This is a genomic window from Asanoa iriomotensis (assembly GCF_016862515.1).
Taxonomy (GTDB): Bacteria; Actinomycetota; Actinomycetes; order Mycobacteriales; family Micromonosporaceae; genus Asanoa; species Asanoa iriomotensis.
This window is the reverse complement of sequence record NZ_BONC01000059.1, coordinates 1-24,828: the sequence shown is the minus strand read 5'-3', so window position 1 is coordinate 24,828 and position 24,828 is coordinate 1. Positions and strand designations below refer to the sequence as shown.

The window sequence follows — 24,828 nt, the reverse complement described above, 5'->3', positions numbered from 1 at the left end:
ACGGCCGCCGGACCGATCGTGTGCGGCATGGAAATCCGGAGGTGGGGCCTCAGTCTCGTCGCCACCGCGATGTCGGCGTACGCGCTGGACGTGGTCGCGGCGGCGGCCGGCGCCGGTCTGGTGGCCGCTGGGCTGCTCGACGGGCTGCGCCAGCAGTGGGTGGTGGCCGTTCTCGTCGCCAGCTATGCGATCTGGGCGTGGGGGCTGCGGGCCAACCTGCGGGCGAACGGCGCTCTGCTCGTCGCGACGGGCACTAGCACCAACGTGCTGTCCAAGGCGGCGTACGACCTGCTCGTGCGGCGCGCGAAAGGCGACCGGGCGCCGCGGGTGGCCGCGGCCGTCACGTACGCCGGCACCGAGGTCGTCAAGGAGCTGCCCTACTACGGTGTCGCGTTCGGCGCCGCGGTCTCCGTCGAGGCGATCACCTCGGCGGACGCGCTGGTGTTCCTCGCGGGCGCCAACGTGGCCGCGGCCGCGTACGAGTACGGGCTCGCCCGCGTCACCCGCGTCTTCTTGAGTCGCCGGTACGCGTCCTTCGAAGACGACTGGGTTCCGGCGCGCTACCTCACCGACTACTACAGCGCGGTCGAGCCCGACGAGGTCGCCACCATCGCGTTCATCGTCGACGCGTTGCGGCACGCCGAGCGCGACCGACCGGTCCTGTTCTTCGGCGTGGGCCCCACGCTCCACCACGTCTTCGCGGCCGCGGAGCTGGCCTCCGAGCTCCACCTGGGCGACTACCTGCCGGCGAACCTCGCCGAGCTCCAGCGCTGGATCGACGGCGCACCGGGCGCGCACGACTGGCGGCCGTTCGTGCGGCACACCCTGCGCTGCGAGGGAATCGTCGACCCGACGGACGCCGAGGTGTCGGCCCGCGAGGAGCTCACCAAGAAGAAGATCACCCAACTGGTACGCGTCGACGCGCGGCAGGCGCACCCGCTCGACGAGTCCTACGCGACCGTGGTCAGCCCGTACTGCGCCGATTCCGCGACCGACGACATCGCCACGTGGCGCCGGCTGATGCGGAACATCACCGGGCTGGTCCGCCCCGGTGGCCTGTTCGTCACCGCCGCCCTGCACCGTTCCCGCGGCTACACCGTTGGCGGCCGGCGCTTTCCCAGCGCGAACGTCGGCGCCGACGACCTGCGCGCGGCCCTGCGCACGGATTTCGACCCGGCGCGGGGATCGATCGAGGTGTGCCCGACGGGCCAGGACGCGGCACACGGCTACGCGTCGGTCATCCTGTGCTGGGCGCGCAAACGCAGCGTTCAAGATCATCCGATCGGCTGATCGACGGGGCCAACGGCGGTGTTCGAGCCGTCGTAGGCTGCCCGCTGTGCCCGCCCTAGCAGCGCCTGACATCGACCCCGCCGCCGCCTTTCCCGACGTTCGCGCGCTGCGCGATGCCGCCAAAGCACGGAACTGGCAGGCGGTCGAGGCCGGTTTCGGCCGGCTCGTGGACCCCGCCGTGCACCGGCTCGCCGTGAGCCAGGTCGGTGACGCGCTCGACCGCGGTCTCGTCGAGTCGGTCGCGGCTGCCAACCCGATCGACCCGCTGTCGCAGACGCTGCTGGCGTGGCGGCTGGTGCACGACGGCTGGAACATCCGCACGGGAGCCTGGGGCAACAACGTCAGCCAGGAGCAGTGGAAGGCGTTCCACACCCACCTGCACCGTGCGGAGCAGATCCTCATCGAGGTGACCGCCCGGCATCCGGGCTACACCAGCGCGTGGACCGAGCGGCTCCACACCGCGCGGGGGCTCAGCCTGGGCCAGGCCGAGGCACGCCGGCGCTACGAGCGGCTCAGCGCGGGAGCACCGGGGTTCTACGCGGCGCAGGACGCGATGGTGCAGCAACTCTGCCCGAAGTGGGGCGGCTCGTACGAGGCGATGCATGGCTTCGCCGTCGAGTGCGTGCGGTCGGCACCGCCGGGCTCGGTCAACGGCGGGATGGTGCCGGCGGCGCACATCGAGCACTGGCTGCTGTTGACCCGCGACGAGGACGACCGCGCCGGAGCGGCCTACCTCAAGCGGCCCGAGGTCCAGCAGGAGCTGCGCTGGGCGGCCGAGCAGTCCGTGTTCCACCCCGCGTTCCGGCCGGGGCCCGACTGGGTCGACGCACACTCGCTGTTCGCGATGGCGTTCAGCCTGGCCGAGAACTATCAGGCCGCGGCGGCGCACTTCAACGCCTTGCTCCACGGCGGCAATCTCGCGAGCGAGTCGGGATGGCAATACCTGGGCGACGCGGCGAAGGAGTTCGCCGCGCATCGCGAACGCGCGTTCCAGAAGGGATTCGGCCGGTGATCCGGGAGACAGAGGTCGACGGCGTGCGGACGCTGTTGGCTCGCAAGAGCGGCCCGCTCGTCGCCGGGCTCACCTTCCGGGTGGGCCGCGCGGACGAGACCCTGGCCACGGCCGGCATCACGCACCTGCTGGAGCACCTCGCGCTGCACCACAGCGGGTTGAGCGACTATCACTACAACGGCGCGACCGGTTCGATCGTCACACATTTCCACCTGACGGGCTCCGAGGACGACGTGGTCAAGCACCTGATCGGGGTGTGCGACGCGCTGGCCAACCTGCCGCTGGACAGGCTGGAGACGGAGAAGGGCATCCTGCGCACGGAGGCCGCCGGCCGCAAGGTCGGCGTCGGCGACGCGATGCCGCTGTGGCGCTACGGAGCACAGGGTTATGGCCTGCTCAGCTACGACGAGCTCGGCCTGCCGCGGCTGACGCCCGACGACCTGCGGCACTGGGCGGCGACCTGGTTCACGCGGCAGAACGCGGTGCTGTGGATCACCTCGGACCAGGTGCCCGCCGGCCTTCGGCTACGCCTGCCAGAGGGAACGCTCCGGCCCGTGCCGCGACCGTCGTCCGCGCTGCCGACCACCCCCGCGTACTTCAGCGACCGCGTCAACGGCGTCGTCTTCGACGCGGTGGTCCGCCGGAGCGCGCCTGCGTCGGTGTTCTCGGCGGTGCTGGAGCGGGAGATGTACCGCAACCTGCGCCAGGAGGGCGGCTATTCGTACCAGGCCAGCACCTCGTACGACCCGCGCGGCGACGCGTTCGCCACCGTGACCGCGTTCGCCGACGCGCTGCCGGACAAGCAGGACGCGGTGCTCGGCGGCTTCCTCGACGTGCTGGCCAAGCTCCGCGTCGGCCGGGTCGACCCGGCCGACGTCGCCAGCGTGCGCACGCAGGCGGAGGAGGCCCTGCGACACGACGACCGCGACGCGGCCCGCCTGCCCGGTGCGGCGATGAACCTTCTCACGGGTTATCCGAACCAGCCGGCCGAGGAGCTCCTGGCAGAGGTACGCGCGGTCACGGTCGACGACGTCCAGGCGGTGGCGACCGAAGCCACCGGCACGGGTCTGCTGCTCGTGCCGGCCGGCCTGAACGCGGAGTGGGCCGGCTACGTGCCGGCGCCGACCTTCTCGACCACGGCGGTCGACGGTCTGCGCTATGGGTCCAAACAGGGCAGCGACCTCACGCTGGTCGTCGGGCACGAAGGCGTCAGCCTCGTCGACGGCACCCACGCCGTGACGGTCCGCTACGCGGAGTGCGCGGTCGCGATGGCCTGGCCGGACGGCGCCCGCCAGCTCATCGGCCTCGACAGCATCTCGGTGCGGATCGAGCCCACCCTCTACCCGATCGGCCCCGACGTGATCGCCCGCGTCGACGCCGGGGTGCCGCCGGGCCGCCTGGTCTGGCAGCCGCCGCGCGAACCGTCCGCGATCCCACAACCGAAACCGGCCCCGTCGTCCACCACCACGCCAAAACGCGGACCGGTCGCGACCGCCGGCTTCATCACGCTGATCGTGCTCGCCTCGATCATGGGCGTGCTGTCGTGCCTGTGCGGCATCGCGATCTTCTCCGCCGACCCGGCCAACCCGGACGACGACGTCCTCCGGGACCCGGTGACCTACACGATGTTCGGCATCGTCCTCGCGGCCATGATCGCCTTCGTCGTCGGCGCCATCAGGCTCGGCCGACGCCGCCGGGCAAGCTGACAAACAGGCCGGGATGCGGGCTCCGGGCAACACCCCGGAGCCCGCACCGACCGGCTAGCCGAAGGCCTTCACTTCGAGCAGGCCGACCGAGCCCGTGCCGCTCTGCAGCGCGACCCGCAGCCGGGTGGTGCTCACCTGGCCGAAGGTCACGGTGTTGTACGCGTTGAGCGCCAACGGATACCCGCTCGCCGACGGCACGTTCACGTACGCGCTGCCGTTCCAGTACTGCAGGGTCCAGGACGCCGGGACGCGTACGCCGCCGTTGTCGTCGAAGAAGTAGACCTGCGCCGACCGCAGCGTCTGCGCCGACGGCCAGGTCAGCTCCGCCCACTGCGCACCCGTGTTGGGCCAGGTTCCCCAGCGCGGGTTGACCGTGTCGTTGGACGACGGCGGGTCGATGCCGTCATTGATCGCCGCGACGCTTTCCCACGACGAGGTGTACGACGCGGACGGCGTCGCCGACAGGGCGAGGTTGCCGCCCGGGTCCGGATCCGGGTCCGGGTCCGGGTTCGTGCCGCCCCGGTTGTAGAGCTTCAGCTCGGTCAACCCGGTCTTCGCCGACCCGGACGCGTGGGTGAACTGGATCCGCAGCCGCGTCGTCGAGACCGGCGTGAAGCGCACGTTGTTGTAGTTGGACTGCGGCGACCCCGGCGTCTTGACCTGGTTGCCCGCCGCTACGAACGCACTGCCGTTCCAGTACTGCACGGTGTACGACGCGGGTGGCCGGTAGCGGTTGGTCGCCCGGTCGTTGCGGAAGTAGATCCGCGCCTCGTCCACGGCCCGGCTGGTGCCGAAGTTCACCTCGTACCAGTCGGTGGTGTTGGGGCTGCCGTAGCTGCCCCAGATCGGGGCGTTGGTCGGGAAGCCGTCGACCGCACCGGCGGTCGAGGTGCCCGACGCCGTGTAGGACGCCGACACCGACGCCCCCGACGCCAGGTTCGGCAGCGTGGAGGTGAGGTCGACGCCCGCCTTCGCGGCGATGTCGACCATCCGCGCGCTGTTCTGGTTGACGTTCTGCGGCGCCTGGAGGCCCGAGAACGCGGCGCTGAAGTTGACCACGCCCGACCCGGACGGGAAGGTGACCGAGCCGTTGGCCGGGTTGTAGAGGACCCGGGTGAGCCGGTCGACGGTGGCCACCCGCGTGCCGTTGAGGAAGATGGAGTAGCCCTGCGGCACCCCGCTGTAGCGGGTCACGCCGTCGGCCGGGTCGTCCCAGACGATCGACAGGTTGGCGTTGCGGTAGCGCAGGTTGTTGACCGCGAAGTGGGTCCACCCGATGTTGATCGGCGACAGCTCGATCTGCGTGTCCACCCGCGGCCGCAGCCCGGCGACGTCCTCGATGACGGTCCAGTTGCTGCTGCCCAGGATGTTGTGGTGGATCCAGGACCGGTAGGTGATGCTGCTGCCGTTCCAGTCGGCCCAGAACTCGTTGGCGTCCGGATACCGGGTGTCGCCGCCGATGTACTGCGCCCAGGCGTTCCAGTAGAGCAGCTTCTTGTAGTCCTCGGTGGTCATCCACGAGTTCGGGTAGTTGCGCAGCGCCGACGAGTAGAGCCGGAACTGCACGGTCGAGTTGATGGTCGAGAAGTTGTTGCTGCCCGGCTGCCCGGCCGCCGCTGCCGCCGCCTTGTCGCGCTGGTTGGCGGTGTAGAACGGGAAGATCGGATACTCGGCCGGGTCCGCGAACAGCCGCAACGCCTCGCGGTACTGCGCGGTGTTGGGCATCAGGCCCACGGAGTACGGGTAGTAGTTGTTGATCTCCTTCCACGGCACGAACGCGTTCGTGCTGACGTGCTTGTGCTCCAGGAGCTGCCGCGACGGGTTCCACAGCGTGTTGATGACGCCGTTGCGGATCCGGTCGGCCAGCGTCTGCAGCTCGCTGGCCTTGGCGGTGTTGCCCAGCAATGCGTACGCCTGCTGCGACGCGACCGCGCCGGCCCACACGTACGCCGTCTCGGCCCGGTCGAGGTTGCCGGAGCGCCAGTGGAACGACACCGCGTCGGCGTCGTTGCCGGTCATCGCGCCCCAGTCGTACTCGATGACACCGTTGTTGTTGGTGTCGTAGGTGGCGAGCTGACCCTTGGCGTCCCCCTCCGCATACTTCGCGAAGTTCTGCAGCAGCCCCGGCTGTCCACCATGGATCTGGTAAGCCTTCCACGCCGCCTCCGACACGTACTGCGTGTAGGAGTTCGACCAGTTCTCCGGGTCACCCGGGTTGTCGACGAACCGTCCGTTGGCGGAGTACTGCCCGATCGACAGCCACGGCCCGTACGAGTACTCCGGCGACCGCAGATACTTCAGGTCGTCGATGTGCATCGGCTGGGTCAGCACGATCGCGTTGTTGTAGCCCGTGACGCCCTCGATCGACTGCGGGAACTGGTAGTCCTGGCCCGGGATGTCGACGTCGAGGTAGTTGAAGCGCATCAGCCACCAGCGGTAGTAGATGTTCTTCTTGATCGCCGCGTCCGGCACGTCGATGTACGGCAGGTTCTGCGCCCACCACAGGTTGTACGCCCGCACGTGGGTGGCATAGGCGGTCGCCGGCGTGAAGCCGCGGTAGCTATTGTACTCGGTCAGGGAAGCCGGGATCTCGTTGGCCACGAAGCCCAACTGCACCTTCGTGCTCACGGTCTGGCCGGCCCCGACCGTCACCGAGCGGCTGAGCCCGCCGCTGCTGACGGTGAACCCGTCACCGGAGAAGCGCGGGAACAGCGTGGTGAGGTTGTTCTTCACGGCCCGGGTGCCGGTCAGCTCGGAGCCGCTGCCGGTCGCCGCGTACGGCGAGGTCGCCCGCAAGGAGATCGTCGCCGACGCCGTGCCCGTGTTGGCGACGTCCATGTTGGTCACCAGCACGTTGTTGTGCGTGATGAACTTCGTGACCGTGATCCGGATCGAGCCACTGGTGTGCACGCTGCGCCAGAAGCTCGGTGCCTGGAACCGCTGCGCCGACTGCTCGGTGAACGTGCCGGGCGACGGCGTGATGGTGTAGGCGCCCTGGCTGCTGATGTTGTCCCAGTAGGCGGCGTTGCCGCCGAAGCCGATCACCGATGGCGTGTGGGTGTACATGTACGCGCCCCGGCCGCGAGTCATCAGCCAGGAGCCGGCCGGGTCGTTGCCCGAGCGGCCGAGCAGGCGGTCCATCCAGAAGTCGGTGCCGCCGCTCTCGGCGTCGTAGATGGCCTGCATGGTGCTGTTGGCGTTGTAGCCGACCGGCGGCTGCGGTATCGAGCCGCTGTTGCCGAAGGTCGGGTAGCCGATCGTCTGTGCCGCAGCGGCGGGGGTTGCCGCGATGACGCTCAACAGGCTGCCGGCGAGGACGGCGACGAGACCGGCGGCCAGCTTGGGGCGTCGTGTACGTAGGGACATGGGGCTCACCTCCTAAGACTGAAATGCCTGCCACTCGAGGACGCCGGTCGAGAAACCGGACCGAGAGGTGATCGACAGCCGCAACCGGGTCGTGCTGACCGCGGTGAACGTCGTCGAGTTGAACGTGTTGCCGGCGACACCACAGGCCGACTGACCGGGCACGGCGACGTAGGCGCTGCCGTTCCAGTGCTGCACCTGGCACGAGGCCGGCAGGTCGATGCCCTGGTTGTCGTCGAACCAGTAGGTGGCCACCCGGTTGATCGACCGGGCCGACGGCCACTGGTACTCGATCCACTGGGTGCCCTGCTGCGGCCAGTTGCCGTACGCGAGGTTGGAGCGGTCCTGCGAGGTGGCCGGCGTGCCGCCGTTGTTGATCGCGGCCAGCGACTCCCACGACGACACGTACGACGTCGACGCGGTCGCGCTGGGCCCGAGGTTGGTGCCCGAGGTCGGCGGGTTGGTCGGGCCGCCCGGGTTCGCCGGCGGCCCGGTGGTGGTCTGCACCACCCGCTGGATCGTCCCGTCGGAGTTGAAGAACATCTGGTCGACCGCCACCGAGCGGCGGAAGTTGCCACCGCCGGGCGCGTTCGCGTTGTGGTAGACCATGTACCACTGCCCGTTGAACTCGACCACCCCGGCGTGGTTGGTGGTCGACGAGACCTGGCCGAGCACGATGCCGCGGTGGGTCCACGGCCCCATCGGGTTCGTCGCCGTCGCGTACCGCTGGCAGGCGTAACTGGAACTGGTCACGCACCCGTTGGTGTCGTTCGCGGCGTAGATCATGTAGTAGAGCCCGTTGCGCTTGAACATGAACGGGGCCTCCCAGTAGTTGGTGAGCCCCTGCGGCGTGACGACCGAGCCGACCGTGTCGATCATGTTCGAGGCCAGCCGGACGGCCCGTGGTGCCCAGTAGCCGCCCCAGTACATGTAGGCCTGGCCGTCGTCGTCGACGAACACCGTCGGGTCGATGTTGAGCCCCGACGAGTTGGCCGTGCTGTCGCTGATCAGCGGGCCGCCCTTGGCGTCGGTGAACGGGCCGAGCGGGCTGTCGCCGACCGCCACGCCGATGTTCATCCAGCCCGGGCCGTTGCCGTTGATCGACGTGTACCAGTAGTAGCGCCCGTTGCGGGGCTCGACCTCGCTGGCCCAGGCGTCGGCACCCGCCCACGGGAACGTGGCGATGTTGGCGCGCACGCCGCGGTCGGTCCAGGTGGCCGCGTCCGTCGACGACAGCACGTGCCACTCCCGCATGACGAAGTTCTGCTGGCTGGTCGAGGCCTCGTCGCGGCCGGTGTAGACGTACATGGTGTTGCCGACGACCAGCGGCGCCGGGTCGGCGGTGTAGATGCTGGTGATGACGGGGTTGGCGGCCTGTGCGGCGGCACCGAACAGCACGGCGGCCGCCAGGGTCACCACCCCGGCGATCACCGCGAGACGTTTCCTCATCGAGGGCTCCCTTACTGGCCGGAGGAGTTGAGGGCAGCGATCTCGCTGGCGGACAGCGCACGGCTGTAGACGCGGAAGCCATCCACCGCGGCGTTCAGATACGGGTCACCGCTGTACTGCGAGCGCCCGATCCAGTTCTGCGTGGTCGTGCCGAGGCTCGAAGGCCGGGTGGTGAGCGCGGAGTTGCGGGCGACCTCCGCGCCGTTGACGTAGAGGATGCCGACGTTGCCGGTGTGCGTGACGGCGACGTGGGTCCACACGCCGGCGGGCAGGGCCGCCGGCGCGTCGATGCGCTGCTCGCCGCCGGCCCCGCCTGCGGTGATGGCGTAGCGGGCGGTGCCGCTGCCACTGCGCGGGACCAGGAACATGTTGGTGCCCGTGCCGCTGCCGAAGTCGAACAGCCGGGCCCAGTTGGCAAGGGTGGTGACGCGCACCCAGGTGGCGACCGTGAACGCGGTCGCGCCGGCCAGGATGCCGGACGGCAGGCTCACGTACTGGCTGGATCCGTTGAGGTTGACCGCGTTGCCGCTGCGCCCGGTGGTCCGCCCGGCGCCGCCGGCCAGCGTGGCGGTGCGGCCGTTGCCGGTCGCGTCGGCCGCGGTGGTGCCCGACGTCTCGTCGAACGGATAGTGCGCGACGAACGCCGGCAGGTTCGGTGTCGAGGTGACGTTCCAGTAGACGGTGTAGCGGACGCCGTGCGTCTTGTAGAACGGCAGCAGCGTCACCGCGCCCGTCGAAGCTGTCGCGGTGTACTGCAACGGCGTGCTGGAGGCCGCCAGCGTGCTCGCGTTGAGCGTCGGCAGCCCGCTGAGGTTCGTCGAGCCGTACTGCCCGGCGAGCACGATCGGCCCGTGCTTGACCGCGCGCACGGCGGAGTTGTCGGGCGTGGGCTCGATGGCCAGCGACATCGGCAGGCTGATGTCGACCGTGTCGCCGCTGGCCCAGGTGCGGTTGATGGCCAGGTAGCTGCCCGGCGTCGCCGTGCCCTGCACGACCCCGTTGACCCGCACCTGCGCGCCCGAGGTCCAGGACGGGATGCGCACCCGCAGGTCGATCGGGCCGGAGCCGGTCACGGTGAGCCGGCTGGTCGGTGCTTCCGGATAGGTGGTGTCCTGCCGGATCGTGATGCTGCGCCCGGGCCAGGTCAACGTGGACGCGATGAACAGGTTCACCCACAGGGTGTTGCCGTTGTAGAAGTAGATGCTGTCGCCGTACTTCGTGTTGGTCTCCATGCCCGTGCCGTGGCAACAGGTGAAGTTGTTGTAGTCGTTGCTGTAGGTCTTGATGCCACCGGCCCGCAACGGCACGTAGTAGCAGTGGAAGCCGTGCGTGGAGCTCGGGTTCTGCGCGCCCAGCAGGTGGTTGTAGAGGGCCTTCTCGTAGAAGTCCATCAGCTCGGCGGCCCGGTTCGGGAACGTGAAGAACAACTGCCGGGTCAGCTTGAGCATGTTGTACGAGTTGCAGCACTCACAGGTCGAGTCCGACAGCTCGCTGGCGATCGCGTTCGGGGGCTGGAAATACTCGCCGTTCGAGTTGCCGCCGATCGCGTACGAGTGCTGGTTGACGACGAAGTTCCAGAAGTTCGACGCGATGTCGCGATAGCGCGTGGTGCCGGTGGCGTGGAAGCCGCGGATCGCCGCCAGCGCCTTGGGGATCTGCGTGTTGGCGTGGAAGCCGTTGAGCTGGTCGACGTTGTTGGCCAACGGATCGAAGATCTGCGCGTGGTCGAAATACTGTGCCGTCGTGAGGTGCGCGGCGTTCTCCCCGTACTGGTAGAGGTTGTAGAGGGTCTCGCCGACGCCGCCGAACTCCGTGCGCAGCATGGCCTGCCGCTGGCTGAGCGTCAGCCGGCTGTTGCGGAACTGCACCCAGGCGGCCTTGCGGTTGAGGATCGTCAGCGCCTGCGCGTTGCCGGCCAGCAGGTGCATGTCGAGCAGGCCGGCCATGATCTTGTGCAGCGTGTAGTAGGGCGCCCAGACCGCCTGGCCGGTCTCCACCCGGTCGATGAAGCTTTCCGGGTACGCCGACAGATAGCCGGTGTTGAAGCCGCGGGCGGTGGCCCGGTCCTGGCACAGCCCGAGTTGGGTGACGATGTAGTCGCCCTTGGTCTTGTAGGAGGCGTCGCCGGTGCTCGCGTACGCCTGGGCGAGGGCGCTGAGCACGTGGCCGAGCGAGTGGCCGCGCAGCTCGGTGGTCGGCGACTCCCAGCCGCCGCACGGGGTCGCCGACGAGGCGATGCCGGCGTTGACGCGGAACATGTGCAGCAGCCGGTCCGCGTCGAGGAACGTCAGGTAGGACATCGTGCGGCCGGCGTTGGCCTGGAACGGGCCGGACAGCAGGCGCACGGCGGTGAGCGGGAAGGCGTACGCCGAGACACCGTTGTCCGGGCGCACGGCCTGCGCCGTGCCGGGGAACGCCGTGGCGGCGGTCGTCGCCACCGCGGTCGCCGCGCCGGCCTTGAGGACGGTCCGGCGCGACAGCGGGGGTCTGTGCATGGTGGGGGCACCTCCAGAAATAGATGAAGATCAATTTCTTTGACCGGAGTCCGCCCGGGGCGTCGGCAGAGTCCGGATTGTTACCCCTTGATGGCGCCCGAGGTGAAGCCTCGGACGTAGCTGCGCTGCATGAACGCGAAGAGGATCAGGCAGGGCACGGCCATGAAGACGACGCCGGCCTCGAGGGCGGCGTAGTCGATCGAGCCGTGGCTGGCCGTGCGCATATTGACGACCGCGAGCGTGGTGGTGAACTTGTCGGTCGAGTTGAGCAGGATCAGCGGCGCGAAGAACTCGCTCCACGAGGTGAGGAACGCGAACAGGCCGACCGTGATCAGCCCCGGCTTCACTGCCGGCAGCATGATCCGCACGAGCGTGCCGACACTGGCACAGCCGTCCATCTGTGCCGACTCTTCGAGCTCGCGCGGCACCGCCTCGAACGAGTTACGCATCATGAAGATCGAGAAGGGTAGCTGGAACATGATCAGCACGAGGCTCAGCCCGATCAGGGTGTCCTCCAGGCCGAGCCAGCCCAGCAGCACGTAGAGGGCGATCAGGATCGTCGCGTACGGGACCATCAGGATCGCGAGGGTGACCAGGAAGAGCAGGTCGCGGCCCGGGAAGCGGAACCGGCCGAAGGCGTAGCCGCCGAGGGTCGCGACGAACAGGGTGCCGCCGACGGTGAGCGCGCTGACCACCAGGCTGTTGATCACGTGGTGCGGCCGCACGCCGTTGTCGGAGGTGAACAGCCGGTCGTAGTTCTCCAGCCCGAAGCCGGAGCCGGTGCGGACCGAGGCCCACCCGCTCCACAGCAACGGGAACAGGAACAGGATGGCCAGCGCGGCGCCGGTTACCGAATAGCCGATGCGGGAGCGGTTCATCTCTTCCCTCAGCTCGACCGGCGGCGCAGCACGCCGAGTTGGATGACGTTGAAGACGATCAGGACCCCCAGCAGCACCACCGAGATGCCGGCGGCCGAGCCGAGGTCGAGGCGGATGAACGCCTCGCGGTAGATCACCATGACCAGCGAGGTCGTGCTGTTGTCGGGGCCGCCCCGGGTCAGGATCCAGAACTGGTCGAAGGCCAGCAGCGACCCGGTCACCATCAACGTGAGCACGAGCGCGATCGTCGGTCGCAACAAGGGAAGCGTGATGCGCCGGAAGGTCTGCCACCGGCTGGCGCCGTCGACCCGGGCCGCCTCGTAGATCTCCGGCGGGATCGCCTGCAGCCCGGTCAACAGGATCAGCATGTTGAAGCCCGCGAACCGCCAGAGCACCAGCACGACCGCGGAGCCGAGAGCCGAGTTGGCGCTGCCGCTGGTCCACGAGACGTAGCCGTCGACCAGCCCGACCGCCCGCAGCAGGTCGCTGATCGGGCCGATCTCGTCGCTGAGCAGGCCCAGGAAGAGCAGCGAGGCGCTGGCGAACCCGACGGCCATGGGCAGGAAGAAGGCGGTGCGGAAGAACCCGACGCCAGGCCGGCGATGCTGGACCAGCAGGGCCAGGCCCAGCGAGACCGCGAAGAGCAGCACGGTGATGACGACCGTGTATTTCACGGTGAACCAGGTCGCGGACCGCACCAACTCGTTGTCGCCGATGTCGGCGAAGTTGTCGGGCGCGTTGAAGGTGGGCGGGGCGAGCAGGGGCCACTTGTGCAGCGACATCCAACCGACGAGCACGAGCGGGACGAGGAAGAACAGGGCGACCATGACCGCGGTCGGGCTGGCGTAGGCGATGCCGAGCCAGGCGCGCCGGGTCTGGCGCCTCCGCGGCCGGCGGACCGTTCTCCGGCTGGCCTCTTCGGCCGGCTGTTCCCGGCGTGGAGAGATCACGGTCGTCATCGTCGTCCTTTTTGTTGGTGGGCGGGGACCCGGCTCGGGCCCCCGCCCGTTGGGTCAGCTCTGTTGCAAGGACTTCGTGATGGCGGTGTTGCCGCCGCTCAGTGCGGAGGCGGCGTCACCGAACAGGGCACCGCGCACGGTCTGCAGCCACGGGCTCTGCGGATCGTTGAAGGAGGCGTTGAAGTTGCGGGCGTACGGCGTCTGGCCCTTGGCCATCAGCGAGTTGATCAGCACGACCCGCGGGTCGGTCGACGAGTATTTGTTGGACGCCAGGTCGGTGCGGGTGGGCACGCCCTTGTTCTTCGCGACGACCTCGATCTGCGCCTCGTCGGACATCGTCCAGGCCAGGAAGTCCCAGGCCTGTGCGGCCTTGGTGCTGGTGGCGCCGATGCCGATCGCGTCGCCGCCCACGAAGGTGGACTCGCCCCCGTCGGGACCGGGGATCGGGGCCACACCCATCTTCACGCCCTTCTCCTCGATCAGCCCGAGCCAGACCGACGGGCCGGGCGCGATGCCGACCTTGCCGTTCTGCAGGGCGCCGAGCCAGGTCGGCCCGGCCTCGTCCTTCGACGCCGGCGCGGCCACGCCCTCGTCGTAGAGCGAGCGGTAGATCGCGAAGACGTCCGCCATCTCCTTGGAGTCGATCTTGGCATTGTTGCCCTCGGCGTCGAGGACCCCGCCGCCCGCGGCCCAGACCGACGGCCAGAACGTGAACTCGACGCAACCGCCGCAGTTGCCGCCGAAGTAGGTGCCGTTGATGTCGCCGCCCAGCTTGTCGATCGTGCGGGCGTGCTCGGCGAACTCCTTGAGCGTGGTCGGCGGCTTCTCCGGATCGAGGCCGGCCTTCGCGTAGAGGTCCTTGTTGTAGAGCATCACGGACATGTCGATCGTGTGCGGGACGGCGTAGACCTTGCCTTCCCAGGTGCCGGCCTTCACGTGTGCCGGCGCGACCTTGTCCTTGACGTCGAGGGCGCCGAACCGGTCGGTCACGTCGACCCACAGGCCCTGCGACGCGTACTGCGGCGCGAACACCACGTCGGAGGCGAACAGGTCGGGCAGGGACTTGGCGCCCGCCGCCGAGGCCAGCTTGGCCGGGTACTCCTCGTTGGGGTACGCGGTCACCTGCACCTGGTTCTTGTGCGTGGCGTTGTACTTCTCCGCGTACGCCTTGGAGACCGACTCGGTCGCGGCCCGGGTCCAGAGCGTCAGCGTGGCGCCGTCGTCGACCGCGGGGGCCTGCGTGCCACCGCCGCCCGCCGCGTCGTCGTCGTTGCCGCACGCCGCGACCGCGGTGATCAGTAGGGCCGCCGCCATACCCGCGACGACACGTCGTGCTCGATATCTAGCCATCCGTACTCCTTGCGCGAGGGGACTGGACAGTGGGCAGCCACACCCGCATCGTGGCGGGACCACGGCGGGCCCAGCGGTGGTAGGGCAACAGTCGGATCAGCCCGAGCGGCGGGTCGTCGCCGACCGGCTCGTCGTACGGCCAGGTGGCGTCGGTCGCGGCGGCGAGCCCGCCCCACACCTCGACGCCCTCGTCGCCGTCGGCCGGCGCGCGGCCCGGGTCGACCCGCAGCAGGTCGAGGTCGCCGAGCGGCTCGCCGACGGGGGACTCAGCACAGTAGACGACCGGGCCGCGCTCGACCGCGACACAGCCGCGGACCGCGTCGATCCGGGGGTCGGGCGAGGTGAACCGCGGCGCCATCGGCAGGTGCAGCCGGATCTCGTCGCCGGCGGCGAACGCGCGCCGCAGGGTCAGGGTGCCGGTGACCGGCTCCGGCACACCGCCGACCGTCACGGTCGCGCCGTCCGCCCAGGCTGGCACGCGCAGGGTCAGCGGCCACTCGCCGCCGTCGGTCGCGGTGATCCGGATGGTCACGTCGCCGTCGTGGGGGTACGCGGTGGTGGTCTCCAGCGCCACCCGGCGGCCGTCCGCCAGGCGGGTGTCGACCGTCGCGTCCGCGTACTGCATGATCCGCAGTCCCTCGTCGTCCGCGACCGCGAGGTAGGTGCTCAGGCTGGCCAGCAGGCGGGACACGTTGGGCAGGCAGCACGAGACCTCGAACCAGGGTGCCCGCGGGCCGCCGCCGAAGCCGAGTTGCTCCTCGTCGTCGGGCAGCGCGCGGGTCGGCGTGCGCTGGTGCAGGCTGTGCGCGTAGAAGAAGGCGCGCCCGTCGTCCTCGATGGCGGTGGCGACCACGTTGTAGAGGATCCGCTCGATCACGTCGGCGTAGCGGGCGTCGCCGGTGGCCAGCAGCAGGCGCCAGGCCAGCATGACGGCGGCGACGCTGGCGCAGCTCTCGGAATAGGCCCGGTCGGACGGCAGCACGAAGTCGTCGCTGAACGCCTCGTCCATGTGCCGGGAGCCCATCCCGCCGGTCAGGTACGTGCGCCGCGCCAGGGTACGGTCGAACTGGTTCTTGACCGCGGTGAGCAGCTCGTCGTCGCCGGTCTCGACCGCGACGTCGACCACGCCGCAGGCCAGGTAGAGGGCGCGCACGGCGTGTCCACGCAGGACGGTCGCCGCGCGCACGGGGATGTCGTCGCTGAAGTAGGACCAGCCGAACTGGTGCGGCGCCAGCGTCTGGTGCCCGCGCCGCTCGACGAAGAGCCTCGCCTGTTCCAGATAGCGACGTTCGCCGGTGACCCGGTAGAGCTCGACCAGCGCCGGCTCGATCTCGGGGTGGCCGCAGATCCCGGTGCTGCCGTCGGCGCCGAAGGTCTCGCAGATGTGGTCGGCCGTGCGTCGGGCGATCTCCAGCAGCGGCCCCGGGCCGTGCACGCGGGTGTCGGCGACGGCGGCCTGCAGCAGGTGGCCCGCGCAGTAGAGCTCGTGGCCCCACTCCAGGTCGCTCCAGCGCGGCGCCTGGCCGGGGCGGCCGTAGGCGGTGTTGAGGTAGCCGTCCTTCTCCTGCGCGCCGCCGATCAGCGCGACCAGCTCGTCGATCTCCCTTTTCCGGGCCGGATCGTTGTTGCGGCCGGTCTCCCAGGACATCGCCTCGATCAGCTTGTAGACCTCGGAGTCGGCGAACTCGCGGCCCCGGTGCTCAGCCGGCCCGGTGGCCGCACCGATCATGAAGTTGCCGGTCCACCCGACCTTGTCCATCCAGGCCCGGGCGTGGTCCAGGCTGCCCTCGCTGATGACGCGCTGCCGGTCGGCCCAGAACCCCGCGGTGATCCGCGCCTCGGCCAGGCCGAGCGGGCGCAGAGCACCTCGGGACGGGTCCACCGGCCGGCCGCCGGTGGGGTCGGAAGCTGCCACCGTTGTTACCTCCAGGTTTCGTGATGGCGCTCACTCTGGACCCCGAAAACCTTTTCGGCAAGATGCCAAATCGGCCGGCGCGCAAACCCGCATCCGGCTGATACGTTGCCGGCAGCACCAGAAAACGTCGGCGAAAGGTTTTCTCCATGGGACGGCACCGCACGCAGGCCGTGACGTTGTCCGACGTCGCGCGGCGGGCGGGCGTCTCGGTCGCCACGGCATCGAAGGCGCTCAACGACCGCGCCCAGGTGGCCGCGGCGACCCGGCAGCGGGTGCTGCAGGCCGCGAGCGAGCTGTCGTTCCAGCCCAACGCGTTGGCCCGGGGCCTGATCGTCGGCCGCACGCGGACCATCGGCCTGCTCACCGACGAGCTAGGCGGCCGGTTCTCGATCCCGATCCTGCTCGGCGCCGAGAACGCGCTCGGCAACGAGCAGATGTCGGTGCTGCTCTGCGACGCCCGCGGCGACGCGATCCGCCGCCAGCACTACATCCGCACCTTGCTGGCCCGCCGGGTCGACGGCTTCATCGTGCTGGGCGACAGCAACGACATCCGCCCGTCGCTGACCCGCGAGATCCCGGTCCCGGTGGTCTACGTGTACGGCGAGAGCACGGACCCGGGCGACTTCTCGCTGCTGGCCGACGACGAGGGCGGCGCCCGGCTGGCTGTGGAGCACCTGGTCGCCCTCGGCCGCCGGCGGATCGCGCACGTCACCGGGCCGCACGGCTACCGCGCGGCGCGCGACCGCGCGACCGGCATGCGCGCGGTGCTCGCCGAGCACGGCCTGTCGCTGGCCGGCACCGACCCGCTGTTCGGCGAGTGGTCACAACGCTGGGGCCGCCACGCGGCCCGGATGCTGCTCAGCGCCGAACCGTCCATCGACGCGATCTTCTGCGGCAACGACCAGATCGCCACGGGCGTCTCACAAACCCTGCTGGACCTCGGCCGCCGCATCCCGGACGACGTAGCGATCGTGGGTTACGACAACTGGGAGGACTTCGCCACGGACTGCCGCCCCCCACTGACCACCGTGGACCTAAACCTGGAACAACTCGGCGCGACGGCGGTCGAGCACCTGTTCGCCGCCCTCGACGGCACCCCCTCGGCCGGCGTGGTCCGCCAACCCTGCCGGCTGGTCATCCGCGAGTCCACGGTGCCCACGACGGTTCCTCAGCCTCGTCCGGCCGAACCGACGGCCTGACCGACCGGAGGGCTGCACCCGTCGAGCGCCCACGAAATGATGTCTCGCATGAGAGCGTCGGCGCCGCGGCCGCCCGGCACGCGACGGGCCCTCGTCGTCGCCACCGGCGCATACGCCGACCCGGAGATCACCCAACTCCGGGCACCCGCGACGGACGCACAGGGCATGGTCGAGGTGCTGACGCACGAGGGCATCGGCGGCTTCGACGTGACGTCGTTGGTCGACGCGCGGGAGCACGAGATCCGTCGCACCGTCAGTGTCTTTCTCGCCGAGTGCGGCCGCGACGACCTGGTGCTCGTCTACCTGAGCTGCCATGGGCTGCTGAGTCCGCGCGGTCGGCTCTACTTCGCGGCTGCCGACACGGAGAAGGCACACCTGCGCGCGACCGCGATCGAGTCGGAGTGGCTGCTGGAAGCAATGGACGAGTGCGCGGCACGGCGCCAGGTGCTCATCCTCGATTGCTGTTTCAGCGGCGCGTTCGCCGGGAAGGGCGCCACGGACTTGGAGCTCGACCGGCGGCTGGGCGGCGCCGGACGCGGCCGAGCGGTGCTGACAGCCTCGCGGTCGACGGAGTATTCGTTCGAAGGCGAACCGCTGTCCGACGGTCCCAAGCCGGGCTCCGTGTTCACGTCGGCACTGGTCGAAGGTCTGCGGACCGGAGAGGCCGACCGCGACGGCGACGGCTACGTCTCAGTCGAGGACGCCTTCCTGTATGCCGCGGAGCGGGTGGCGTCGAGGCAGAACCCGCAACGTTGGCTGTACGGCGGCGAAGAGGAAATCATCCTGGCCCGCAGCCCGCGCGGCGTAGCGGTCGTGGCCGCCCAATTACCGGAGGCTTTGCGCGCCGCCTTGGACAGCCCGTTGCCCAACGTGCGCCGGGGCGCGGTGGAGTCGCTCGCGGAGATGCTGACCGCCGAGGATCCAGGTCTCGTCCTGGCCGCCCGCCAGGCCCTCCAGGTCGTCGCCTCGCAGGACGCGCCGGCGGTGGCGCGCCTCGCGCGGGAGTTGTTGGGAGAAGCACCGTCCGTCCCGGCGGCTGCACCCCCGGTGCCACCGCAGCAGCCGCCGCCTTCTCCTCGGCCTCAGCCCGAGAGCCGCTCGCTCCGGAAAGGTTTTCCGGGCCGAATCAACGCCTTGGCGTTCAGCCCCAGCGGACAGCTGCTCGCCGCGGCGGCCGCCAACGTGGTTGCGTTCTTCGACGTCAAGTCAGGCGAACCGGTTGGCGACAAACTTCGCAGCGACGACGAATTTATCTCGACCATCGCATTCAGTCCTCGTGGCGACCGCATCGCCACGGGCGGCGATGACCACACCGTTCGACTATGGAATGTTCCGCAGCGAAAGCTCTTGCACCCGCCTTGGCCGTCCCAGGCCTGGACGCACCAGGGCTCGGTGCGCTCTGTGGTCTTCACACCAGGCGGAGACCTCGCGAGCGCAGGCGACGACGGCAAGGTTCGCTTATGGGATCACCGTTCGCGGATCCCGAAGCACGCGACGCTCTTCATCGGGCGGCAGGGCATCAACAGCATCGCCTTTCATCCGCTCGGCGCCGGATTCGCCCTCGGCTGCAACGAGCAGGCCGTCCTGATCAGAGACGGTTCGGATTCGCGGCCGCTACGCAGCCACACCGACGATGTCCTCGCAGTCGCATACCACCCCTCCGGTCAGCTCCTCGCCAGCGGCGGCCGCGATCGGACTGTGCGCCTGTGGCAAACCAGCGCCGACAACAGGCAGCCGCCAATCGCGACCGTTGAGCTCGGCGAGTGGGTCACCTCCCTGGCCTTCAGCTTGAATGGTGTGTGGCTTGCGGCCACCAGCCGCGATGGCCACGTCCATCTACACCACAGCGCGACGTTGGAAGCGTTCCACTCGCCCTTGACGACACACAGCGGAGGCGCCAACGCCGTCGCCTTCAGCCCGGACGGCCGGTTTTTGGCTAGCGGTGGTAACGACGGCGTGGTCCAGCTTCTCGCGATCTAAGCGCCGGCTGCCGCGAAGGTGGTGAGGGCGGCCGCGAGCAGCAGGGCGTGCAGGATCATGTGTTCCAAGTTGGGGCGTGGGCGGTCGCCGATTCTCGGCAGCACGGTCAGCGTGCGCGCGTAGGTGCGGGCGTGCAGGTCCGCCCAGGTCACGCCCGTGCCGGCGGTGGCCCATGGCACCGTCACGCCGGTCAGGTAGGGCAGCCACCAGAGCAGCACGCCGCCGAGGGTGACCAGCAGTTCCAGCGAGCCGGCGACATACCCCAGCGCCGGGGTGTGCAGCGCCGCGCCCAGGCCCAGCAAGACCGCGGGCAGCGCCATGATCGGTGCGTTGATCGCGACCTCGGTGCGTTGCTCGGCGCGGGTGGCGGCGCGCACGTTGTTCAGCGGGAACAGGTCGATCAACGTCGTGACCAGGAAGTACGCGACGGCGGCCAGGATCAGCGTGAGGGCCAGGGCGAGCATCTCGGCGACTCCATTCTTACGGTGTAAGTTTCTGCTAGCCTGACTTACACCGTAAGAATCGTCAAGGGGTGGTGGCGTGGCTGAACGCCGGGCCGGTGCGAAGGCCGGGCTGAGTCGGGAGCTGGTGTTCGACGCAGCACTGGACTATCTGGACAGTCACGGCCTGCCCGCGTTGTCGATGCGCAAGCTCGGCGCCGCGCTGGGCGTCGAGGCGATGACGCTCTACAACTACGTGCCCAACAAGGACGCGCTGCTCGACGGGCTGGTCGACCGGGTCATGGAGATCGCCTTCAGCGGGCTCGCCGACCCCGCGCCGGGTGACTGGGTGCCGTGGATGCGTGAGTTCGCCCATCAGTTGCGCGGCGCGCTGCTGGCCCACCCCGGCGTGCTGCCGCTGGCCGGCACGCGCCCGGTCAACTCGCCGGATGCCCTGCGGATGTCGGAGCGCTGGCTGGCCGGGATGCGCGCGGCGGGCGTACCCCTGGGCCGGGCCATGGACATCGTCAACGTGATCGCCACGTTCACGATCGGGCACACGCTCGCCGAGGCCGGCCAGACTCCCGGGCACGAGGGTTCCGAACCCAACCTCGACGACCGCGCCGGCGAACTGGACCCGGCTGAGTTCCCCAACCTGACCGAGATCCTCGCGACGCGCGCGGGCCTGGACTTCGATCACCGCTTCACGCAGGCGATCGACATCCTGCTCGCCGGGTACGCGGCCCTAGATCAGGTCGCGTAGCACCGCTCGCGGGTCGGCGTCGGCCTCGTCGTTGCTCAGCACCGCGGCGACGCGGCCGTCCGGAAGCCAAGCCAACACCGAGCGGAAGCCGGGGTTGTCGCCGGAGTGCAAGGCGAGCCCGTTGCCCACGTAGAGGCCGTAGCCGTAGTGGGTCAGGCCGTCCTCGTCGGGCTCGGTCAACGTTGCCTGTGGTTGCCGCAACCGGTCGAGGACGCCGGGGTCGAGGGTGCGGGCGAACCGGGTGAGGTCGCCGACCGTCGACCAGATGTCGCCGGTGCCGGTCAACGCGGCGAGATCCCATTCCCGGATCGGTTGCCCGTCGCGGTGGCCGGCCGCCACCCGCTCGACCGGGCGCACACCGACCACCGTGTCGGTCAGGCCGAGGGGCCCGATCACCAGTTCCCGCAGGACGTCCGGATAGGGCGCGTGCGCGGCGTGCTCGATGACCTCGCCCAGCAGGATGTAGCCGGGACTGCTGTAGCGCCAGCGGGTGCCCGGCGGGTCGAGCAGCGGTTCCTGCCGGATGAGGTCGCGGCTGACCCGGCCGGCGGCGAGGTCGAGGCTCGGCATGTCCCTGAACTGCCCCAACCCTGACGTGTGGCTGAGCAGGTGATGCACGGTCACGCCCGGCAACACCGGGTCGCCCAGCCGCAGCGTGCCCCGGTCGACCAGCATCAGCGTCACCGCGGCGGCGAACGTCTTGCTCACCGAGGCGACCTGGAACCGGGTGCGCGGGTCGGCGCTCCCACCGGATCGCTCCAGCTCACCGGTGGGTGCGACGACCTGCGCGCTGATCACCCGTACACGTTAGAAGTCGTTGACGTTGACCGTGATCCGGTGTTCGGACGAAGGCCAATTGGGGACGTTGGCCAACTCGTAGCCGTCGCCGCGCTGGCGGACGACGATCGAGACGATGCCCAGGTGTCTGGGTGCGGCGGGGATGTAGACGTCCATGCCCGTGATGAAGGTCTGTGCGAAGAACGCCGGCAGCGGCGCGGTCAGGTCGGTGCGGCGGTCGCTGCCCGCGTCGAACGCGAAGATGCCGATGACCCGCTTGACCCGCGGCGCGTTGGCGGCGTTGAGGATGTCGGTGCCGTTGACCCAGAGGCGGTCGCCCGCCGCGCCCTGGTCACCCCACCATTCCTTTTGCCTTTGTACGGTCAGCGCGGTGTGCCGGTCGCTGGTCTCCACGAGTGCGCCGAGGCCTTCGCCCGGGCGGCTGGTGAGCAGGCGGACCAACGCGTCGTCCCGCAGGAACGGTTGGAAGTAGAAGTGGTGGGTGGCCGCGCCGGGTCGGACGACCGCGAACTCGTACCGCTGCCGGCCGTCGAGCTTGATCGGGCCGAACGCGCCGTCGCCCGTCAGTGCCTGGGTGTGCGCTTTCGACAGGCGCCGGCCGGTCAGCGGGCTGACCCGATAGACCTCGAGCGTCGCGTCGGTGACGCCGGCGTTGCTCGGGAACAACACCGCGCGGCCAGAGATCCGGGCGGTGCCGCGCGGACCCGGCAGGATGCCGCTGGTGCGCGGCGGCGTTCCGCGGAAGAACCGGAACATCTCGCGGAACGACTCTTCGGACGACACCGTCTGGGTGTGCGACTGGTCGGGCAGGTAGACGTTGGTCGCACCGGTGATCGCGCGGGTCTGGTCGCCCTCGCCCCAGATCGCCAGCGTGGGCACGCCACCGGGCAAAGCGGTGGCGGTGCGGCCGTCGAGGTTGACGTAGTGGGCGACCCGGGCGGCGCGGGTCGGTGAGCTGGTCAGGTAGCTCTGCATCACGAACGTGCCGAGCGAGTGGCCGACGATGTCGACCTGGTCGGCGCCGGTGCGGGCGCGCAGGGCCGCGATCCGGTCGTCGAGTCCGTTGAGGACACTCGGCAGGATCGTCGCGATGTTCGGTGAGTCGTACTCGTGTGCCTCGATGTGGTCGATCGGGTAGCCGTTGCTGGCCAGGCGCCGGGCCTGCGAGTCGAACTGGGACGCGGACCCGGCGCTGCCGTGCACGAAGATGACGGGCCGGTATTCGGCCGTCCGGCCGGTCGCCGCCGTCGCCGTCACCGCCGGAGTGGCGGTGACGGCGAGGACGGTCGCTGTGGCCAAGGTGATGAAACCTCGTCGAACGATACGCACAGCACCTCCAGTTTTTGCATCGAGAGTGCGCATATCGTCGCAGCCCGATGCCTCGGAGGTCTACTGCTTAGGCGTACCCCCAGGTCAGGGCATGCATCGGGGTGATCGCGGCGAAGCCGAGATCCGTGAACCCGTGCCGCGCGAGCAGGTCGTCGTAGACGCGCCGCGGCAGTAGCTGGTCGTCGATCTGCGCTTCGAAGATCTGGATGCCGGACATCACCCGGCCCGGCACGGTCCGCAGCCCCGCGTCGTCGTCGGCGAACGGGAAGTCGGAGATGACGAACACCCCGCCGGGCTTGAGCGCGGCCCGGACGTTACGCGCCACGGCGTCGATGTCGCGGCACTCGTGCATGGAGATGTTGTTGATGACGACGTCGTAGGGCTCGTCGACGGTGAGCTTCTCCAGTGGACTGTCCCAGACCTTGAGCTGCAGCCCGTTCTCGGCGAGGGTGCGGCAGGCGACGTCGACGGAGTGAGCATCGCCGTCGACACCGTGCACCGTGGAGTTCGGGTAGGCGTTCGCGAGCATGACGAGCCCGTGCCCGGACCCGCAGGCGGTGTCGAGGACACGGCAGCCCTGCTCGAGCTTGTCCTTCAGACCGGGCACCTTGCCGAGCCCGTCCGGCACGAGCCGGCGGTAGAAGGGACGTCCCGTGCCACCGACGGCGGCGATGAACTCGGGCGAGCAGCCGTCCCACCACAGCCGCTCGCCGGTGGGCAGGCTCGCCTCGAACCGGTCGAAGATCTCAGGCTGTTCGAGGACCTTGAAGACCCCGCCGACGTACGCCGGGGAGGTGTCGTCGAGCAGCACGGTCGCGAGGTTCGGCGCGAGCGCGTAAACGTCGCCGTCGCGATCACACACGCCGGCGCCGTAAGCGGCGCGACACCAGGCGAAGGTGTAGAAGGGATCGAGCTTGAGCGTGGCGGCGAGCTGGTCGGGGGTGGCGGGTCCGTTTTCCGCGAGCGCGGCGACGAGCCCGGTCCGCAGCCCGGTGGCCACGGTCCGGTGGCCGACGTACCCGGCAAGCAGCCCCAACATGGTGCCGACAGATTCCTTGATTTCAGTCATGCCCTCGATGCTGGGCGCCCATCGGGTTCGTCCGTCAGTTCACGAAGTGAAGCCAACCAGTTCTAGTTCTGTACTAGGCCGGCCTCTTACGGTGTGCGCATGGGCACCTACTATCAGTTCTGCCCGGTGTCGAAGGCGCTGGAGGTCCTGGACGAGCGCTGGACCCTCTTGATCGTCCGCGAACTCCTGATGGGCAGCCGCCACTTCAACGACATCCGCCGGGGCGTCCCCCGCATGTCGCCCGCGCTGCTGGTCAAACGCCTGCAGCGGTTGGAACGGGTAGGCGTGATCGAACGCTTCCCGGACGGCAACAAGGTCATCTATCGCCTGACGCCGGCAGGAAAGGATCTGCAGCAGATTGTCGATGGCTTGGGCGACTGGTCGATGCGCTGGCTACCTGAACTTGGCGACGAGGACCTGGACCCACACCTGCTGTTCTGGGACATGCGCCGCCAGGTGGCCCGGGACGACCTCCCACCAGGGCGCACGGTGGTGCACGTGCTGCTCGGCGACGTGGAACCGAAGAGCCAGCGTTGGTGGCTGATCCTGGCGTCGGACGACGCGGACGTCTGCGACTTCGACCCGGGTCTGCCGGTCGCGGTCACGGTCGAAACAACTTTGCGCTGCATGACCCACCTGTGGCGGGGTGAGGTGAGCTGGCGAGAGGCCGTCCGCGCCGGCGATCTGGTCACCACGGGCTCCCGCACGGCATCGCGAGCGGTCCCCCGCTGGCTCAACGTCCGCGCCACTCCCGCCGACCCACGCCCTCAATTCACGGTCTCCGGCCGCCTCGCGGCCAACCTCCACCCCTAACAACCACAATTGGCCCACCA

General features: G+C 69.6%; 18 protein-coding genes. 7 read left to right on the top strand and 11 right to left on the bottom strand.

The window, feature by feature from the left end:
* Positions 1–27 precede the first annotated feature (27 nt).
* The 3 genes from gntF to Air01nite_RS30935 are packed head-to-tail and all read left to right on the top strand — an operon-like array spanning position 28 to position 4,008.
* Positions 28–1,290, top strand: a complete 1,263-nt coding sequence (gntF, locus tag Air01nite_RS30945; RefSeq protein WP_203706878.1) for a guanitoxin biosynthesis pre-guanitoxin forming N-methyltransferase GntF — start codon at positions 28–30, stop codon at positions 1,288–1,290.
* Between the two features lie 46 nt (positions 1,291–1,336).
* Entirely contained in the window at positions 1,337–2,302 is a 966-nt protein-coding gene (locus Air01nite_RS41365) for an SRPBCC family protein (RefSeq protein WP_239091087.1), read from the top strand.
* The gene (locus tag Air01nite_RS30935; protein WP_203706877.1) at positions 2,299–4,008 is read left to right on the top strand and encodes a M16 family metallopeptidase; all 1,710 of its coding nucleotides are present in this window, start codon (positions 2,299–2,301) and stop codon (positions 4,006–4,008) included. The genes Air01nite_RS41365 and Air01nite_RS30935 overlap by 4 nt, the downstream gene beginning before the upstream one ends.
* A 54-nt stretch (positions 4,009–4,062) precedes the next feature.
* On the opposite strand, the gene Air01nite_RS30930 is transcribed toward Air01nite_RS30935, so the two are convergent.
* The 7 genes from Air01nite_RS30930 to Air01nite_RS30900 form a co-directional block, all read right to left on the bottom strand.
* The gene (locus Air01nite_RS30930) at positions 4,063–7,374 is read right to left on the bottom strand and encodes a discoidin domain-containing protein (protein WP_203706876.1); all 3,312 of its coding nucleotides are present in this window, start codon (positions 7,372–7,374) and stop codon (positions 4,063–4,065) included.
* 12 nt (positions 7,375–7,386) lie between these two features.
* Complete coding sequence (locus Air01nite_RS30925) at positions 7,387–8,820, bottom strand: glycoside hydrolase family 43 protein (RefSeq protein WP_203706875.1); 1,434 nt, start codon at positions 8,818–8,820, stop codon at positions 7,387–7,389.
* 11 nt (positions 8,821–8,831) lie between these two features.
* Positions 8,832–11,315 carry a glycoside hydrolase family 127 protein gene (locus Air01nite_RS30920; protein ID WP_203706874.1) on the bottom strand — a complete coding sequence of 828 codons (2,484 nt, stop codon included), beginning with the start codon at positions 11,313–11,315 and terminating at the stop codon, positions 8,832–8,834.
* An 80-nt stretch (positions 11,316–11,395) separates the two neighbouring features.
* Complete coding sequence (locus Air01nite_RS30915) at positions 11,396–12,193, bottom strand: carbohydrate ABC transporter permease (protein ID WP_203706873.1); 798 nt, start codon at positions 12,191–12,193, stop codon at positions 11,396–11,398.
* Between the two features lie 8 nt (positions 12,194–12,201).
* The gene (locus tag Air01nite_RS30910) at positions 12,202–13,152 is read right to left on the bottom strand and encodes a carbohydrate ABC transporter permease (RefSeq protein WP_203706872.1); all 951 of its coding nucleotides are present in this window, start codon (positions 13,150–13,152) and stop codon (positions 12,202–12,204) included.
* A gap of 54 nt (positions 13,153–13,206) precedes the next feature.
* On the bottom strand, positions 13,207–14,502 hold the full coding sequence (locus Air01nite_RS30905) for an ABC transporter substrate-binding protein (RefSeq protein ID WP_239091086.1): 1,296 nt from the start codon (positions 14,500–14,502) through the stop codon (positions 13,207–13,209).
* Entirely contained in the window at positions 14,495–16,417 is a 1,923-nt protein-coding gene (locus Air01nite_RS30900) for a glycoside hydrolase family 127 protein (RefSeq protein WP_203706871.1), read from the bottom strand. Before Air01nite_RS30900 ends, Air01nite_RS30905 begins: the two co-directional genes overlap by 8 nt.
* 146 nt (positions 16,418–16,563) lie before the next feature.
* On the opposite strand from Air01nite_RS30900, the gene Air01nite_RS30895 reads away from it, so the two are divergent.
* Positions 16,564–17,616, top strand: coding sequence for a LacI family DNA-binding transcriptional regulator (locus Air01nite_RS30895; protein ID WP_203706870.1), 1,053 nt, complete (start codon positions 16,564–16,566; stop codon positions 17,614–17,616).
* A 36-nt stretch (positions 17,617–17,652) separates the two neighbouring features.
* Positions 17,653–19,596 (top strand): caspase, EACC1-associated type, encoded by a 1,944-nt coding sequence (locus Air01nite_RS30890; RefSeq protein ID WP_308439994.1) that lies wholly within the window; start codon positions 17,653–17,655, stop codon positions 19,594–19,596.
* Here the strand turns inward: Air01nite_RS30890 and Air01nite_RS30885 are convergent.
* The gene (locus Air01nite_RS30885) at positions 19,593–20,060 is read right to left on the bottom strand and encodes a hypothetical protein (protein WP_203706868.1); all 468 of its coding nucleotides are present in this window, start codon (positions 20,058–20,060) and stop codon (positions 19,593–19,595) included. The two genes, Air01nite_RS30890 and Air01nite_RS30885, sit on opposite strands and share 4 nt — an antisense overlap.
* Before the next feature lie 76 nt (positions 20,061–20,136).
* On the opposite strand from Air01nite_RS30885, the gene Air01nite_RS30880 reads away from it, so the two are divergent.
* Positions 20,137–20,799, top strand: a complete 663-nt coding sequence (locus tag Air01nite_RS30880; RefSeq protein ID WP_203706867.1) for a TetR/AcrR family transcriptional regulator C-terminal domain-containing protein — start codon at positions 20,137–20,139, stop codon at positions 20,797–20,799.
* Here the strand turns inward: Air01nite_RS30880 and Air01nite_RS30875 are convergent.
* The 3 genes from Air01nite_RS30875 to Air01nite_RS30865 form a co-directional block, all read right to left on the bottom strand.
* Complete coding sequence (locus Air01nite_RS30875) at positions 20,782–21,597, bottom strand: serine hydrolase domain-containing protein (protein WP_203706866.1); 816 nt, start codon at positions 21,595–21,597, stop codon at positions 20,782–20,784. The two genes, Air01nite_RS30880 and Air01nite_RS30875, sit on opposite strands and share 18 nt — an antisense overlap.
* Before the next feature lie 9 nt (positions 21,598–21,606).
* On the bottom strand, positions 21,607–22,896 hold the full coding sequence (locus tag Air01nite_RS30870; RefSeq protein WP_239091085.1) for an alpha/beta hydrolase: 1,290 nt from the start codon (positions 22,894–22,896) through the stop codon (positions 21,607–21,609).
* 97 nt (positions 22,897–22,993) lie between these two features.
* Entirely contained in the window at positions 22,994–23,995 is a 1,002-nt protein-coding gene (locus tag Air01nite_RS30865) for a class I SAM-dependent methyltransferase (protein WP_203706864.1), read from the bottom strand.
* A 99-nt stretch (positions 23,996–24,094) separates the two neighbouring features.
* Here Air01nite_RS30865 and Air01nite_RS30860 point away from each other — a divergent pair, with 99 nt between their 5' ends.
* Positions 24,095–24,808, top strand: a complete 714-nt coding sequence (locus tag Air01nite_RS30860; RefSeq protein WP_203706863.1) for a winged helix-turn-helix transcriptional regulator — start codon at positions 24,095–24,097, stop codon at positions 24,806–24,808.
* Positions 24,809–24,828 lie beyond the last annotated feature (20 nt).